Raw genomic sequence first — 16,628 nt, forward strand, 5'->3', positions numbered from 1 at the left:
TAAACTTGAGCAACCGATTCGACATCCATTGTACGTTTCCATAAGTTATACAAAAACTTCACATGTACAAAATAGTACAAGTCGCTTAGTTATACAAAATATTTCTTGTATAACTTTGTATCTTTTCAATGCATACGTGGTTGCAAGAAATTAAGATCAAAAAAGAAAATAAAGACTAAAATTCCAATAGTTACGACGATCAAAAAGGCCAGCGAAATTCGCTGGCCTTCTCTTTTTTAGTTAGCTTAGATTAACTATTGCGCAAAGCGGCGATGCGTTTATCAAGCGGCGGGTGACTCATCAATAATTCCGTCATTGAACGTTTACCGTTGATACCAAACGCCATCATGGAACCTTCCAATTGAGATTCTTGCCCCATTTTTAAACGCTCTAACGCCGCAATCATCTTGTGTTTACCCACAAGCTTTGCTGCACCTGCGTCGGCGTGGAATTCGCGATGACGGCTATACCACATCGTAATAAAGCTCGCGAGGAAGCCAAATACCAATTCCAGCACCATAGAGATTCCAAAATAAACCATCATATTGCTACCGCCACCCTCTTCTGAATCACGAGACGACACGATGTTTGCGATAAAGCGCGATAAGAAAATAACGAAGGTATTAACCACTCCTTGCATTAAAGTCATCGTGACCATATCGCCATTGGCAATGTGGCTCACTTCATGCGCCAATACCGCTTCGGCCTCGTCACGCGTCATGCTGTGCAATAGCCCCGTTGAAACAGCGACGAGAGAATCATCACGTTTAGCGCCTGTTGCAAAAGCGTTGATGTCCGGCGAATCATAAATTGCTACCGTTGGCATACCAATACCCGCTTGCTGAGCTTGACGACGCACCGTTTGCACTAGCCAATGCTCAGTTTCGTTACGTGGACTTTCAATCACCATTCCACCTACCGAGCGCAGAGCCATGCTCTTTGACATCAATAATGAAATAAATGAGCCGCCAAAACCAAACAACGCGGCCATGACGAGCAAGCCAGATAAACTGCCCGGCTGCATCCCCGTCACAGCATAAACAATATTTAATACAAGGCTAAGAACCAGAACCACCGCAAGGTTGGTTGCTAGAAATAACATGACTCGCTTCATTACTTATCTCCGAATGAAAAGCTTATTATGAGTGTAGGCTGCAAGCGACGCTAGCATGAACCTACACAATTTTTCATATACATATAGTCTAAGATTTGAAAAACAAGGTTAAGCGATAAATTGAAACATTTAATGTCTGACGCCGAGTTTTCTAAAATCTGTTATTGAATAGCAAGATGGTTAACCTACCCTTACAGCACGTGATGAGCAATTGAACGCATAAGACTTTGGTCGTATTGAGAGTCCCAGCTAAAGTGACTACATTGCATGGGAAACAGACATTTTCGACGGACAAAGGACAGCATCATGGCTGAAACGAGCAACTATCAAATGGCGATTGATTTACTGTGTTGCCACTTAGGTCTCTCTGAAGATGAAGCTAAACAGCAATTGGGAATTGGCAGTACACCATCCGCGCAGCAGCAAATATCTGACACGCAACAAGCACTGATGGGGCTGATGCAAGAAAAATAGCCGTTAGCAAGGCTGGCGAGAGTTTATGCTAGCTAAATTGAAACAGCGCCGCTCATGGCATCATGGGTGGCGCTGTTTTGTTTGTGTTGCCTACAATGACCGTGATTAATCTCGCGGCGGCGCTGGCGATAGTACTTCGCGATTACCATTATGGCCGGGAGCGCTCACAATACCTTGTGCTTCCAACTGCTCTACAATTCTTGCAGCGCGGTTGTAACCGATTTTAAATCGGCGTTGCACTCCTGAAACTGAACCTCGACGCGTTTCCACTACATGTTCAACCACTTGATCAAATAGTGGATCCACTTCTTCATCACTTTCCATCTTCTCACCGGGTAGCAAGGCTTCTGGTCCTTGGTCACCATAAGTGATCTCTTCTATGTAATTCGGCTTACCGCGTGCTTTCCAGTTGTTTACCACCGCATGCACATCTTCATCCGAGGCAAACGCACCGTGAACCCGGATCGTGTGGCTAGAACCCGGTGGTAGATAGAGCATATCGCCCATACCGAGCAGTGATTCCGCACCACTTTGGTCCAAAATAGTTCTTGAGTCGGTTTTAGTCGAAACGGTAAACGCAACGCGGGTCGGAATATTCGCTTTGATTAAACCGGTGATCACATCAACCGATGGGCGCTGAGTGGCCAAAATAAGGTGAATACCCGCAGCTCGAGCCTTTTGTGCCAAACGCGCGATCAACTCTTCTACTTTTTTACCCACCACCATCATCAGATCCGCAAATTCATCAACAACAACGACAATGTAAGGCAGTTTTTCCAGCAGTGGCGGTTCACTCTCCATACTGTCCCCTTCTCTCCACAAAGGATCGTGGATGGGGTGGCCAGCAGCAGCGGCCATTTTTAGCTTATCATTGAAGCCTTTGATGTTACGCACACCAAGCACAGACATTAATTTATAACGACGTTCCATTTCACCCACACACCAACGTAAAGCATTTGATGCGTCTTTCATGTCAGTCACAACTTCAGCTAGCAGGTGAGGAATACCCTCGTAGATCGATAACTCTAACATTTTCGGGTCAATCATAATAAAGCGAACGTCTTCTGGGCTCGCTTTATAAAGCATGCTGAGGATCATCACGTTGACCCCAACCGACTTACCTGAGCCTGTTGTACCAGCCACCAACACGTGCGGCATTTTGGCTAAATCCGCGACCAATGCTTCGCCTGCAATGTCTTGCCCTAAAACGATGGTCGTGGGTGATTTCGCTTCTTGGAATTGACGGCTTTTTATAACATCTGACAAATAGACGGTTTGACGACTCATGTTTGGCAGTTCAAGACCAACATAAGGTTTACCGGGGATCACTTCAACCACCCTCACCGCCATTGCCGATAAGGAACGCGCCAAATCCATCGATAGGCTAGAAATACGGCTCACTTTTACGCCTGGAGCTAAATCTAATTCAAAACGAGTGATAACCGGCCCCGGAAAGATATCAACCACTTGCGCTTGAATTTTGTAATCCGCGAGTTTAGATTCAACCAAACGAGCAACCTCCTCTAATGCCTCTCGGTCAATAAAGTGTTCACGCTTTTCTGGGTGATACAGAAGCTCTAACGTCGGTAGTGGCTCCGTCGGTTTAGGCAGGTTAGTCTCTTTTTGCATTAAAAATGGGTTTTGCTTGGCCGCCATATTGGCCTGAGCCGAAGACACCATGTTCTGAAAAGCCGTCACATCGCTATCTTGCTGGCCTAACGGTGGCTCGTCATCTTCTGACATCACATCAAGATCAGCAGCCAACGCTTGATCTGATTCATCTTCATCCAGCACATCCAAATTGGAAATAACTGGTTCAACACGCGACACATCAAGATCAACTTCTGTCATCGTAAGCGACGGATCGCTCACCTCTTCGTCCTCTACCCATGCATATTGCTGAGCTTCTTGACTGGCATCGAGGTCGGCACTGGCTAATGCTTGATTCTCATTAGCTCTTTCATCTACCCAGTCTGCCGATGAAAGAGCAAGGTCATCCTCTTCCAACGCAACAGTTTCTAACTCTTCAATCGTTGCACTAAGCTGCTTGCTGCGATCAAATGGCACTTCATCTGAGTGAGTTTCACTGAATTCAGGAGAAGTGTTAGCCTGAGTTTTGGCCGCTGGCATGTGAATATTAAAACGTCTTGGCGAGTGAGTCTGTTCCAGCTCTTCTTCAACCTCTACCGCAGGCGTGTATTGCTCGGCCCCAAACGCATCGAGGGCTGATTTGACATATTCTTCATTTGGCGAACTAGACTCAACAACGGCTAAGTCTGCGGATGATGATTCAAGCGGCGACAATTCCATTGGCGACAAAACGGGCGCAATATCTTCATCTTTCTCACCACGTAATCGATTGATCAACGCAACGCCAAGAGAAATACTCATCGTGCCTAACCATTCCACGATGCTTAGCCAGGAGATACCCGTTAGCAGCGTAAAACCAGCGCCCCATAAAAAGAGCAATACTAAGGTTGAGCCTAGTAAATTAAGCGTTGGCAGCGCCAAACTGGTTAAGACATCCCCAATCACACCACCAGATGAAAAATACCAAATATCGTCAAAGTTGATATCCGCAAGGCCACAACTGGTCAAAATCAAGATAGTTAAGCCGAGTAAACGCGTTCCCCACAGCACAAAATCAAGGGGTTCATTCTCTTCTCTTTTACGCAGAAAAACCCATGCTAGCACAGTAATCATGAGCGGTATTGGGTAGGCCAGCGATCCAAAAATAAAGAACAAGGTATCGGCAATCCATGCGCCAATAATACCGCCTGCATTTTCAATATCGCCTCCCCACGCGGTTTGCGACCATGAAGGATCGGCGGGACTAAATGTTAATAAAGCGATGGAAAGAAGCACAGAGGCAAGCACAGCGACAATAAGCCCGCACTCTTTCAGACGTTGCGATCCATTGAGGCGTGAAGACTGAGGCTCTTCGCTGGTCTTAATAATGGTCTCAACTTTATTTTGGTTCTCTTTGAACATAAACCTAGATTCTGATTAACGCCAACACTCAAGGTTTATTGCGGCTTGATGCGTTGGTTTGGGTGAAAACAGTCCGAGCGGCAAAAGCCGCTCGGTTTGTTGTGTGATTTAACCACATCAAGGTTAAAAACCCAATTGGCGAACGTCAGAATGTGGAAAGAAGTACCACTATTCAGACAATCTGGCGTTATCGAGTTTTGATAACCAACTGGTTACTTTGCTTCACTTCTTCCATCACAACATAAGTGCGAGTGTCATTGACTCCGGGCAAACGCAATAGCGTATCACCCAACAATTTACGATACGCCCCCATGTCAGAGACTCGAGTTTTGAGAAGATAGTCAAAATCACCCGAAACAAGATGGCATTCTTGAATGTCATCCAGTTTTTGAACCGCAGTATTAAACTGTTCAAACACATCAGGTGCACCGCGATTCAATGTAATTTCCACAAATACCAACAGCGAAGCATCAAGATATTGTGGATTCAACAACGCGGTATAACCGGTAATGAAACCTTGACGCTCTAAACGACGTACACGCTCTAAACAGGGGGTTGGAGATAAACCCACTCGTTTTGATAATTCTACATTCGAAATACGACCATCTTTCTGCAATTCATTCAAAATATTGCGATCGATACGGTCTAAATCCTTGGACGGCCTTTTATAGTTGTCTGCCATTTTTTATTCCACCTTATTACTTCCTTGCAAAAATATATACTACAACTTTTTAATATTCAGTATCAAATTTTACACATTCACATCTATACTAGTCACAAATTCGAAACAACAACCCTACATATAGTTATAACAACCAAAAAAACCTAAGGAGTCAGGATGATCATTGGAGTTCCTAAAGAAATCAAAAACCACGAATATCGTGTGGGCATGATTCCCGCAAGCGTGCGCGAACTTGTCTCACACGGTCACCAAGTTTATGTTGAAACAAATGCCGGTTCCGGCATCGGCTTTTCAGACGATGATTACATCGCTGTAGGCGCATCCATTCTTCCTACTGCTTCTAACATTTTTGCGAAAGCAGAAATGATTGTTAAGGTCAAAGAACCTCAGGCTGCTGAACGAGCAATGCTCCGCGAAGGCCAAATTTTATTTACCTATTTACATCTAGCTCCAGATTTTCCACAAACTGAGGAGCTAATCAAGAGCAAAGCTGTCTGTATAGCCTACGAGACTGTAACAGATAATATGGGTCGCTTGCCACTATTAGCACCAATGTCTGAAGTCGCTGGTCGAATGTCTATTCAATCAGGTGCGCAGTGTTTAGAAAAATCACACGCGGGCTGTGGTTTGTTACTGGGTGGTGTACCCGGAGTCGCACCAGCAAAAGTGGTGGTGATTGGTGGCGGTGTAGTCGGTGCCAACGCAGCCAGAATTGCTGTCGGAATGCGTGCTGATGTGACGATTCTCGACCGAAGTGTTGATATGCTGCGTAAACTCGATGAAGAATTCCAAGGTCACGCTAAAGTCGTGTATTCAACAAAGGATGCGATTGAAAAATACGTCCTCGAAGCCGATTTAGTAATAGGCGCAGTACTGATCCCCGGAGCAGCAGCTCCTAAACTCGTAACTAAAGATCTGATTTCTAGAATGAAACCTGGCTCTGCGGTCGTTGATGTGGCAATTGACCAAGGCGGCTGCTTTGAAACCTCACATGCTACCACTCATGATGACCCGACCTATATCGTTGATGACGTCGTTCATTACTGCGTCGCAAACATGCCAGGCGCTGTGGCTCGCACATCAACTTTCGCCTTGAATAACGCTACGTTGCCTTACATTGTTAAACTGGCCAATAAAGGTTATCAACGTGCATTATTAGAGGATAAAGGATTCCTAGAAGGTTTAAACGTGATACACGGTAAAGTCACCTGTAAAGAGGTCGCCGAGAGTTTCAACCTTGAATATCTTGACCCATCTGAAGCTATCGCTCTGTTTAACTAACGATAACAATTTGCGGTAAAGCTCTCAATTCTTAGCCAAGTGCGTCATGCGCTTGGCTTTTATTTTTTATAAGCGTGAACCAATATATTGCGTGGCGTTACTTTCCTAGCGCAAAACTGCTCAATCTGCACCTCATAGCCTTGCTCTTGAAGATAAAGTGCCTTATCCAATACCAACCAAAGCTCAATCATGCGGCGAAATGCCTGTTGTACTAAGCCTATCCTTTCCATCTGCCAAAAACGCTGCTCGCCTTTACGTTCATAAGCAGGCCAATCCACTTCTGGTAATGCGATGCCTTTTTGTGCCGCCGCCCAATAACAAAAAGCTAAAAATCCTTCGGCTAGTTGTGATTTTTTGAGGCTCGGAATTGGGCAATATTGATGATGCCCAAGCTCAGATCTTAGCAACAAATCAAAACCCAAACGAAACGTCATTTCTTGCAAACGATGACGGCGAACCCGCTCTCCCCCCGTAACGGTTTCTTGCAGCGGAATACGCAGCTCTTCTTTGGACAAGGCAAGAGAAGAAGTACGACCGTAGCTGGACATGGGTTGGTAGCTATCGGCTTTGATTAAATGGTAGCAACATGGTGAAAACGTAATCGCAGGCAAGCGATGAGCAACGGAATATTCGAGTAGGCGAACATGGAGATCACCACAGGCATGTAAAGCGACGGCATGCTGATTGGTATTGAAAACGCCAAACGCTTGCGGCTCAAAAGCGTCCCCTTGAATAAATTGCATCGGAAGATCATGTTCATCGGCGCATGCTTGTCCTGCATGGCAGAGCTGCGACTGATACTCAAAACTAGTGACTTTTTGTTTTGACTGCGCTGCGATAATTCGACCTAAAAAGCCTTTACCCGCGCACCACTCTAGCCATTCCGTTCCTGAATGCCTAGAGAGGAGTGATTCGCTCATTAAACGAATTTGTTCTAGCTTTCTGCCAGGGATCCCCTGCTCTAGCTCTAAGTAAGGGCTGAGTGCTTGCTGAGTATTACGAGGGGCATCTTGAAGCCTAATCATGATATCCGCTTCTTTTAACCCCTCGATATACGGATGAAGTTGCTCAATGAGCGCTTGCGGCGATGACTTTAAGCTATCGATACTGTCCAAAGATAGCGTTTGCAACCACTGATCCAGCCTATGATCTGAATGTTTCCAAGGTGAACTGTCTGAGCCACTATGATGAAAGGGCTCAAATCGCCAAAAACGTTGGTTTTCAATTAAAAAAGCATCGATATGTTTGAAAAGCGCGCGCATACATCCCCCTAGAAAGGCCAATTCTAGGAGGTGATGGTTTAATTAGAAAGTGTTTCGTTTTAAATGATCAAAATTTGCTTAACGAACTGGCAATTCAATGTCTTTAAACATCTCTTCTATTTCGATATTCGATTTTAACGAGGTAGCCCGTTCGACCACAGGGCGAGTAAGATGAGGCGCGAAACGTTCCATAAAGTCAAACATATAAGAACGCAGGAATGTGCCTCGGCGAAAACCAATGCTAGTCGTGCTCGCACCAAAAAGATGGCTGGCATCAATCGCGATAAGATCGGTGTCGCGTGATTTATCTATCGCCATACTTGCGATAACACCCACCCCAATTCCCATCCGGACATAAGTTTTTATCACATCCGCATCGGTGGCGGTAAAGACAACTCGCGGCGTTAACCCTACGCGATTAAATGCAGTGTCTAACTCTGAACGGCCAGTAAAACCAAACACGTAAGTGACCAATGGATACGCGGCTAAATCCTCAATCGTTACTCGTTCTTTTTTTGCAAGAGCATGATCTTTGGGAACAACAATGGAGCGGTTCCAATGATAACAAGGTAGCATGATGGCATCTTGGTACAGATGAAGCGCTTCTGTTGCTATCGCAAAATTAGCGGTGCCTTTTGCAACCGCTTCCGACATCTGACTTGGGGTGCCTTGGTGCATGTGTAGCGACACTTTCGGATAACGCGCAGTGAATCCTTTGATTACATCAGGTAACGCGTAGCGAGCTTGTGTATGAGTCGTTGAAATATTCAGCGTACCCATCTCAGGGTGCGTATGCTCCCCTGCCACGGCCTTAATGCTTTCCACACGTGAAAGGATCTCTTGTGAGATACGAATAATATCTTCACCTGCACCCGTGACTTGTGTCAGGTGCTTACCGCTACGCTCAAAAATTTGAATACCCAATTCATCTTCGAGTAAACGAACCTGTTTACTAATGCCTGGCTGAGAGGTATAAAGGCTTTCCGCAGTTGCTGAGACATTCAGGTTGTGATTAACCACTTCAACAATATATTTTAACTGCTGTAACTTCATTATTGGCCCCGTAATCCATTATCAAAGATCCAGATCTTTCAATCATAGTTTATAATTATTAGTTATAACGCTTAACACTCTCAATTCAAAGCTTGATGATTCAAGAGCGAAGAAAAAAGTAAGTATTTTGCGTAGCTGACTAAATTTTTGCCAACTATCGCCCAATCTAAGCAATAAAAGGCAGTTTTTAGGGGTTAAAACAGGAATAATAAAAATAGTCAATTTGAAGGTGTAGTGATAACTAAGGATCGTGTATTCTTAATTGCTAGCCACTGAATTCTAATAAAGATACGGATTATATGAATATAGGTTTAATCATTGCTCTTGTAGCAGTCTTGCTGGTGTTAGTCCTTGGCTATAACATCATGCTTCAATACAAAGTAAAGGTCGAGTCAGCTAAAAAGCAGGAGTCGACTCGATATATCGCCATTATTGATGCGACAGAAGACCTTATCGGCAACGCACACCACATGCCGTTTAGTAAAGAACTCTTAGTGTGTTTAAATACCCGTATCCTTGATGCCCTACTTAGTATGTATGAGCTTGACCCGAAAAATAAGCAGTTGGCACAACGCATTGAGCATATGAAAGGGCAAATTAAGCATTTACAAGAAAACCACCCAGGTGGTGACAGTACAACGTTTAAAGTACCCACCAGCGATAAACAAGCTTTGATTATGCTTAAACTAGTGAAACGTTTAAGAGACACGATTCGTAGTGAGCACAATAAAGGACGTTTTGAAACACAATCTTACGTCGCTGAAAATGCGCGTCTAGAAACAATACAAATTCGAATCAACATTGAAAATGTTGTTAAGCGGGCAAATGATTCGATCGTTCGTGGGCAACCCGGAACTGCGATTCAGCTATTGCGTAAAGGGATCGATGTTCTTAGCTCAAAAAATGATGCTTATTCCAATCAAGCTCGTGAAAAACTTCAGTCAATGTATGATGACTTAGAAAAACGACGCCAAACAAAAAGTGCAACGGATCTTCAACAAATTGAAGATAACGAGAGAAATAGTGATATGGAAGCACTGTTTGGTGAAAAGAAAAAATGGTAGCCCATTATTTTTGATTAGGAAGTATTTTTAAGGTCGCATAAGCGACCTTTTTCATACAACAACGTAAAGAAAACATTAATTTAAATTAACGTATCATTTATCGCTTTTAGGACTTCATCCGGTCTTGTTGCCTGAGTAATTGGGCGACCGATGACTAGATAATCTGAACCAGCTTTTATGGCCTCACTCGGAGTCATAATACGTCTTTGGTCTCCTGTTTCAGAACCAATAGGACGAATCCCTGGCGTAACTAATTTAAACTCTTGACCAAGATGGCTCTTAAGCATGTGCGCTTCTTGAGCTGAGCATACCACTCCATCTAACCCTGCATTTTGAGTTAGGCTAGCCAGACGCATTACATGCTCTTTAGGCGCAACATCGATGCCAATACCACGAAGATCCGATTGTTCCATACTGGTTAGTACTGTGACAGCAATAAGTAGTGGTCTATCGTTACCATAAGGTTCAAGAATCTGGCGAGACGCCGACATCATTCTCTCCCCACCACTGGCATGAACATTCACCATCCATACGCCAAGCTCAGCCGCCGCACGTACGGCTTTAGAGCACGTGTTGGGAATATCATGAAACTTTAGGTCTAAGAATACCGAAAAACCTCTTTTGTGTAGCTCACGCACAAAATCGGGACCAAACAGGGTAAACATCTCCTTGCCCACTTTTAATCGACAGCTGTTGGGGTCAATTTTATCAACAAAAGCTAACGCTTCCGCTTGTTGCTCATAATCCAACGCGACAATTACTCTCTGGTCTTTCATTTTCACTCCTAAAATAATTAAGCTAAAAAAATGCAGCTTTCATAAGCTGCAGTTTTCGAGTCGATCAGTAACTCCAGTACATGAACTCTATTCACCATCCAAACCACGGATAGGTTTAATTGAACCCCAATTCTTACATGATGGGCAGTGCCAGTAGAGAGAATGGGTTGAGAAACCACACTTTCTGCATCGGTAGTGAGGTTTTACTTTTAGTTGCTCACCTACCAATTTTTGCAAGGTCGACAAGCTCTCTTTCGCTCGACCTTCCTCTGCTTCGATGAGATGGTAGTCAATTAAACGGTAGAAGCCCTTCATGGTCGGATTTTTAACCAATTGCCGTGTCAAAAGTTCCTGTGCTGCTCCAGCACCATCATGTTGTGCCACCAACTGTGCGAGCATCAGTTCAGCTGACACTCCAGCTTCATTGATAATGCACTCGCGTAAAAACTCAACAAGTTCACCCTCTTTCCCAATATGGTGATAGCACTCAGCAAGCGTCGGCAATACCTCGCCGATAAAATCAATGTCCTGCTCCAAGACCATCTGCATATACTGGATTGTATGACGGTAGTCATCATTTTCAAGATACAGCTTACCTAAAGAGATCGTTGCGCGTACACACTTCGGATCTTCAGACAGCGCTTTTTTAAGATATTGAATCGCTTTGCTATCGCGTCCTTCAGCCTTCTCTTGCATTGCAAGTTCACACCAAAAATGGGCTATAACACTGTGCATCCTTTTTCTGCCTAATTTGACCAACGCATAAGCGTAATCGATAGCTTTATGCCACTCTCGAGTCTGTTGGTAAATAGAAACCAATTGTTGCAACGCCGCTTCTTTGTGTTCAGGCTCTTCAATCAGTTGTTCAAATATTTTTTCAGCGCGGTCGAGAAAGCCTGCCACCATATAATCTTTTGCCAATTGTTGTAAGGCGAGATTTTTTTGGTCAATAGTAAGACTTGAACGAGATATGAGATTTTGATGGATGCGGATAGCACGATCAACCTCTCCTCTTGAACGGAATAAGTTGCCCAGCGCTAAGTGGGTATCAATCGTTTCATTGTCTACTTGGAGTAGCTCGATAAAATGGTCAACGGCCTTATCTGATTGATCAGAAAGCAGCAAGTTAAGACCCGTCACATACTGACGAGAAATTTGGTGAGAGTGTTTCTGCTTATCTTGCTGAGCACTGCGATTTCCCATATACCAGCCGTAGGCGGCGGCAATCGGTAATAGCAAGAAGAGAATTTCTAACATCAAGTCAGCCTTTATTTCACTACGCTTTACTTGTTACAGAGCTGTTCTCTGCTGTTTGCTTTTTCAGTTGCTTATTCAACTTTCTAACTTGCAACTGAGACTTGAAGTAGAAGCTACTGCCAAGCAAACAAGCAAGTAAAAAACCAGAGACAAAGACAGTGCCAAGTAAAGTAGACAGGTGAAATTCGCCTTGAGCGATCAAATAGTTAAACGTCACAACTGCTTGATTTTGAGCCCCTAATGCTAAAGCAATCAAAAAAAGTGCAAGAATTAGAACGATTTTTATAATTTTCATATGCCACTACCTATCCAGTATTGATCTGGTCTGATTATGCAGGAAAATGGCCTTACAAACCATGTCTATTATGGATTCCTTTCTTAAAAAAACGGCATACTTAAACGGTATGCCGTTTTTTAGAATACTCTCTAAATCGCTTTAGATATTCTCATTAACTCGCTCACGTAACTCTTTACCTGGCTTGAAATGAGGGACGAATTTGCCATCCAACACCACTTTATCACCGGTTTTAGGATTACGACCTACTCTAGGCTCACGATAGTGCAAAGAGAAACTACCAAATCCGCGAATTTCGATTCGCTCTCCGCTTTCTAAAGTTGATGCCATATGTTCAAGAATATCTTTCACAGCGTCTTCAATTTCTTTAGCAGATAGGTGCGTTTTCTCAGCACAGAGTCTTTCTATCAATTCAGACTTAGTCATAGTTTCCCTCATTACTTATCAAAGTAGGCACTAACTGAAAAAAAAGGAGCCTTACGGCCCCTTTTAGCGAGTTAGATTATTCGCCTTTAGCAGCCTTGAATGCATCAGCCATAGCATTACCAAACGCACCTTCATCAGCTTTGTTCAGAGTAGCCATTGCTTCTTGCTCATCAGCTTCATCTTTAGCTTTGATAGATAGGTTGATTACGCGGTTTTTACGGTCTACACCAGTAAATTTCGCTTCAACGCTGTCACCAACGCTTAGGACTAGAGACGCATCTTCAATACGGTCACGAGATGCTTCAGAAGCACGGATGTAACCTTCAACGCCGTCTACAAGTTCAATTGTAGCACCTTTCGCGTCAACTGCAGTAACAGTACCGTTAACTAGAGTACCTTTTTTGTTATCAGCAACATATGCGTTGAACGGGTCGTTTTCCATTTGCTTAACGCCAAGAGAAATACGCTCACGCTCTGCATCTACTGCTAGAACAACTGCAGAGATTTCATCGCCTTTCTTGTAATCACGTACCGCTTCTTCTCCAGGAACGTTCCAAGAGATGTCAGATAGGTGAACTAGACCGTCGATGCCGCCGTCTAGACCGATGAAGATACCGAAGTCAGTGATAGACTTGATCTTACCAGTAACTTTGTCGCCTTTAGCTTGCGCTTCAGCGAATGACTGCCATGGGTTAGCTTTACACTGTTTAAGACCTAGAGAGATACGACGACGCTCTTCGTCGATATCAAGAACCATAACCTCAACTTCGTCGCCAACATTAACAACTTTAGATGGGTGGATGTTCTTGTTAGTCCAATCCATTTCAGAAACGTGTACTAGACCTTCAACGCCTTCTTCGATTTCAACGAAGCAGCCGTAGTCAGTTAGATTTGTTACACGGCCAGATAGTTTATGACCTTCTGGGTAACGCTTAGCGATAGCTACCCATGGATCTTCGCCAAGTTGCTTAAGACCTAGTGATACGCGAGTACGATCACGATCAAACTTAAGAACTTTAACTAGGATTTCGTCACCAACGTTAACGATTTCTGATGGGTGTTTAACGCGTTTCCAAGCCATATCTGTGATATGTAGAAGACCATCAACACCACCAAGGTCAACGAATGCGCCGTAGTCAGTAAGGTTCTTAACGATACCTTTAACTTCAGTGCCTTCTTGTAGAGTTTCAAGAAGTTCGTCACGTTCAACGCTGCTTTCTGATTCGATAACAGCACGACGAGAAACAACAACGTTGTTACGTTTCTGGTCTAGTTTGATAACTTTGAACTCTAGCTCTTTGTTTTCTAGGTGAGTAGTGTCACGGATAGGACGCACGTCAACAAGAGAGCCTGGAAGGAAAGCACGGATACCGTTTAGTTCAACAGTGAAGCCACCTTTAACTTTACCATTGATAATACCAATAACAGTTTCAGCTTCTTCGTAAGCTTTCTCAAGAACGATCCAAGCTTCATGACGCTTAGCTTTCTCACGAGAAAGTTGAGTTTCACCGAAACCATCTTCAACAGCGTCTAGAGCAACGTCTACTTCAGAACCAACTTCAACTTCAAGTTCGCCAGCAGCGTTCTTGAACTGTTCAGCAGGGATAGCAGACTCAGACTTAAGACCAGCGTCAACAAGAACGAAACCATTCTCGATAGCGACTACAGTACCTTTAACGATTGTACCTTGTTGAAATTGTGTTTCGTTTAAAAACTCTTCAAAGAGTTGAGCAAAAGATTCAGTCATTTATTTAATCTTCAATAATTAAACTTCCATGGGTATCCTACCGCATGGGGTTATTAAATTCGCCAGTCATCATCCTTGCGACCGACGCTCTTACCTAGCAGAACTACTCTGCCAGCTTAGATTCTACATATTGTAATGCTTCTTCTACAACTTCGTCGATAGACATTGAGGTTGAGTCAAGCAATAGCGCATCCTCTGCAGGGCGTAATGGGGCCACTGGGCGGTTACGATCTCGGTCGTCACGCTCTTGGATCTCGCTTAAAAGGGCGTCAAATTTAACATCTAGCCCTTTGAGTTGCAACTGCTTAAAGCGACGTTGGGCTCGCTCTTGCGCACTGGCATCGAGGAATATTTTCACTTCTGCTTGAGGAAACACAACTGTGCCCATATCACGTCCATCAGCAACCAGTCCCTGCCCTTTCGCAAAGGCTCGTTGGCGACGTAATAATGCCTCACGAACTCTAGGCAATGCCGCTACTTTTGATGCCGCCATTCCTGTCTCTTCTTTGCGCAATTCTTTCGATACGTCCTCACCTTCAAGAATCACTCTAACCAAGTCGCCTTCTGCGATAAATTGGACATCTAAATGTGTCGCCAGAGGAACAAGCGCTTCTTCCGACTCCGTATCCACACCGTGGTGAATCGCCGCCAATGCAAGAACGCGGTAAATAGCTCCAGAATCGAGCAAATGAAAGCCTAATTTCTTAGCCAACAACATACAAAGAGTGCCTTTACCTGCACCACTTGGTCCATCTACGGTAATTACCGGAGTGTGAGAGGACATGATTTACTCCACTTAGTTTTTATGCGGCTTGCTTGCTCGCTTTTGTCGGCGACAAATTATAGTGCTTATCCGTTACAGGCGCTAGGAAGGAATGGTGATATGACTGAAATTTCACAGTGATACAAGCGTCGCTTTTAGGGGGCGACGCTTTTGATAGAGACTTTTATAAAATGATACGCTCAGCGTTTTGCCTGACAGTAGCGGCACCAATGCCTTTCACCAAGCTCAGATCTTCTTTGGTTTTAAAATCGCCATTTTGTTGACGATATTCAACAATCGCTTGTGCTTTTTTAAGTCCAATACCTTTCAACAAAGTAGCAATTTCCTCAGCGGAAGCCTGATTTATATTAACCGTAATTTCAATGCCTTGGTACGTTTCTACCACCTTTTCTTCTGCTAATGTCGGTGAAAGAGGCAATACGATACTTAGAAGTAACAACCCGAGTTTTGTTTTCAATTTCATATGAACATTTCCTTGTTTATTAATGGGTACCAATATTAATTGAGCTTGGAAATGAGAGGGAATCAAAAAGGTAGAAATTGAAATGGGCTGCATAAGCAGCCCATTTTGAGTTTCATATCAATTACATTACTAGCCTTTATTGGCTCACAACATAATATTCAATGTCTGTATTTTTACGCAAAGTTGTAAGTATCGCAGCCAAATCACGTTGGCTACCGATGCGCTCTAACTGAGCCGTAATTTGATCGTTGTACTGAGGTGTGACTTTAGCCTCAACCTTATGTAGTTCAACAAGAACAATATCACCGTTCATTGCTTTCGCTTGACCGTAAACCACACTATCTGTAGCCGGTTTAGGGAGAGAAAACACCGTACTCGCCAATGGAGAGCTACGATCAATCATTTCCAACTCAGCAAATTTTAACCCACGCTGTTCCAATAAGGATTGGTCACCTTGCTTTAGGGTATCAATCAATTTTGTGGCTAGCTCAATCGCTTGTTGTTCGCCTTTGACTTTAGAAAGCTGAGCAACCACTTGCTCTTTCACTTCAGCCAAAGGAAGAACTATTTGTTCCCGAGCATCATCAACACGAACAACGATAACGTGTTCTGGGGCAACTTCTAATACCTCAGAATTGAGCCTATCTTCTTTTACCTCTGGGCTTAGAATAGCTTGAAGAACAGCTGGGTTTTTAAGAATTTCAGGCGCATCTTGCTGAGAAATAAAATCGGTTTTCTGAATCTTAGCTGAGATAGCGTTTGCTGCTTCATCCAGAGAGTCAGGAGATTCAAATGCCACTTTTTCTAGCTTGGTCTGCAACTCATAAAACTGATCAGCGGCCTTTTGGTCTACCATTTCAGCTTTGATTTCAGAAGCAACCTGTGCGTAGGGCTGTGCAATAGGGGCTTTAACATCGTCAAGACGGATAATGTGATAGCCAAATTCAGATTTGACCAAC

Annotated in this window: 15 protein-coding genes and 1 pseudogene; 3 read left to right on the top strand and 13 right to left on the bottom strand. The window is 43.8% G+C overall.

Annotated features, from left to right (window positions below):
• Positions 1 to 250 precede the first annotated feature (250 nt).
• Positions 251 to 1,114, bottom strand: coding sequence for a protease HtpX (gene htpX, locus AACQ21_RS15115; protein WP_013857168.1), 864 nt, complete (start codon positions 1,112 to 1,114; stop codon positions 251 to 253).
• A 306-nt stretch (positions 1,115 to 1,420) separates the two neighbouring features.
• Here htpX and AACQ21_RS15120 point away from each other — a divergent pair, with 306 nt between their 5' ends.
• Entirely contained in the window at positions 1,421 to 1,588 is a 168-nt protein-coding gene (locus AACQ21_RS15120; protein ID WP_017041998.1) for a hypothetical protein, read from the top strand.
• A 105-nt stretch (positions 1,589 to 1,693) separates the two neighbouring features.
• Here AACQ21_RS15120 and AACQ21_RS15125 read toward each other — a convergent pair whose 3' ends face one another.
• Together AACQ21_RS15125 and lrp are read right to left on the bottom strand one after the other, a co-directional pair.
• Positions 1,694 to 4,579 carry a DNA translocase FtsK gene (locus AACQ21_RS15125; RefSeq protein ID WP_105976685.1) on the bottom strand — a complete coding sequence of 962 codons (2,886 nt, stop codon included), beginning with the start codon at positions 4,577 to 4,579 and terminating at the stop codon, positions 1,694 to 1,696.
• 187 nt (positions 4,580 to 4,766) lie between these two features.
• Positions 4,767 to 5,261 (bottom strand): leucine-responsive transcriptional regulator Lrp, encoded by a 495-nt coding sequence (gene lrp, locus AACQ21_RS15130; protein WP_010317439.1) that lies wholly within the window; start codon positions 5,259 to 5,261, stop codon positions 4,767 to 4,769.
• A 156-nt stretch (positions 5,262 to 5,417) separates the two neighbouring features.
• Between lrp and ald the strand changes: the two genes are divergently transcribed.
• Positions 5,418 to 6,542: an alanine dehydrogenase gene (gene ald, locus AACQ21_RS15135; RefSeq protein ID WP_017041996.1), complete on the top strand. Its 1,125-nt coding sequence runs from the start codon at positions 5,418 to 5,420 to the stop codon at positions 6,540 to 6,542.
• A gap of 59 nt (positions 6,543 to 6,601) precedes the next feature.
• Here the strand turns inward: ald and AACQ21_RS15140 are convergent, their stop codons facing one another.
• A complete protein-coding gene (locus tag AACQ21_RS15140; protein ID WP_105976686.1) occupies positions 6,602 to 7,804 on the bottom strand; it encodes a methyltransferase in 1,203 nt (400 codons plus the stop codon).
• Positions 7,805 to 7,882: 78 nt separating this feature from the next.
• Positions 7,883 to 8,857 carry an HTH-type transcriptional regulator CysB gene (gene cysB / locus AACQ21_RS15145; RefSeq protein WP_010317444.1) on the bottom strand — a complete coding sequence of 325 codons (975 nt, stop codon included), beginning with the start codon at positions 8,855 to 8,857 and terminating at the stop codon, positions 7,883 to 7,885.
• Positions 8,858 to 9,156: 299 nt separating this feature from the next.
• On the opposite strand from cysB, the gene AACQ21_RS15150 reads away from it, so the two are divergent.
• A complete protein-coding gene (locus tag AACQ21_RS15150) occupies positions 9,157 to 9,921 on the top strand; it encodes a hypothetical protein (RefSeq protein WP_013857174.1) in 765 nt (254 codons plus the stop codon).
• Positions 9,922 to 10,001: 80 nt separating this feature from the next.
• Here AACQ21_RS15150 and pyrF read toward each other — a convergent pair whose 3' ends face one another.
• The 8 genes and pseudogenes from pyrF to AACQ21_RS15190 all read right to left on the bottom strand — a co-directional run.
• Positions 10,002 to 10,697 carry an orotidine-5'-phosphate decarboxylase gene (pyrF, locus tag AACQ21_RS15155; RefSeq protein ID WP_038170096.1) on the bottom strand — a complete coding sequence of 232 codons (696 nt, stop codon included), beginning with the start codon at positions 10,695 to 10,697 and terminating at the stop codon, positions 10,002 to 10,004.
• Between the two features lie 87 nt (positions 10,698 to 10,784).
• The gene (gene lapB, locus AACQ21_RS15160; RefSeq protein ID WP_026028046.1) at positions 10,785 to 11,954 is read right to left on the bottom strand and encodes a lipopolysaccharide assembly protein LapB; all 1,170 of its coding nucleotides are present in this window, start codon (positions 11,952 to 11,954) and stop codon (positions 10,785 to 10,787) included.
• 19 nt (positions 11,955 to 11,973) lie between these two features.
• Positions 11,974 to 12,249 (bottom strand): LapA family protein, encoded by a 276-nt coding sequence (locus tag AACQ21_RS15165; protein WP_017044598.1) that lies wholly within the window; start codon positions 12,247 to 12,249, stop codon positions 11,974 to 11,976.
• A 141-nt stretch (positions 12,250 to 12,390) separates the two neighbouring features.
• Positions 12,391 to 12,675, bottom strand: coding sequence for an integration host factor subunit beta (gene ihfB / locus AACQ21_RS15170; RefSeq protein WP_010317449.1), 285 nt, complete (start codon positions 12,673 to 12,675; stop codon positions 12,391 to 12,393).
• A 76-nt stretch (positions 12,676 to 12,751) separates the two neighbouring features.
• Positions 12,752 to 14,422: a 30S ribosomal protein S1 gene (gene rpsA, locus AACQ21_RS15175; RefSeq protein ID WP_013857179.1), complete on the bottom strand. Its 1,671-nt coding sequence runs from the start codon at positions 14,420 to 14,422 to the stop codon at positions 12,752 to 12,754.
• 103 nt (positions 14,423 to 14,525) lie between these two features.
• The gene (gene cmk / locus AACQ21_RS15180) at positions 14,526 to 15,206 is read right to left on the bottom strand and encodes a (d)CMP kinase (RefSeq protein ID WP_013857180.1); all 681 of its coding nucleotides are present in this window, start codon (positions 15,204 to 15,206) and stop codon (positions 14,526 to 14,528) included.
• A 163-nt stretch (positions 15,207 to 15,369) separates the two neighbouring features.
• Positions 15,370 to 15,669 (bottom strand): ComEA family DNA-binding protein, encoded by a 300-nt coding sequence (locus tag AACQ21_RS15185; protein ID WP_105976687.1) that lies wholly within the window; start codon positions 15,667 to 15,669, stop codon positions 15,370 to 15,372.
• Positions 15,670 to 15,805: 136 nt separating this feature from the next.
• Positions 15,806 to 16,628, bottom strand: a pseudogene (locus AACQ21_RS15190) (peptidylprolyl isomerase); the annotation flags it as partial.

Source organism: Vibrio sp. V01_P9A10T6, assembly GCF_963877065.1.
Taxonomy (GTDB): domain Bacteria; phylum Pseudomonadota; class Gammaproteobacteria; order Enterobacterales; family Vibrionaceae; genus Vibrio; species Vibrio anguillarum.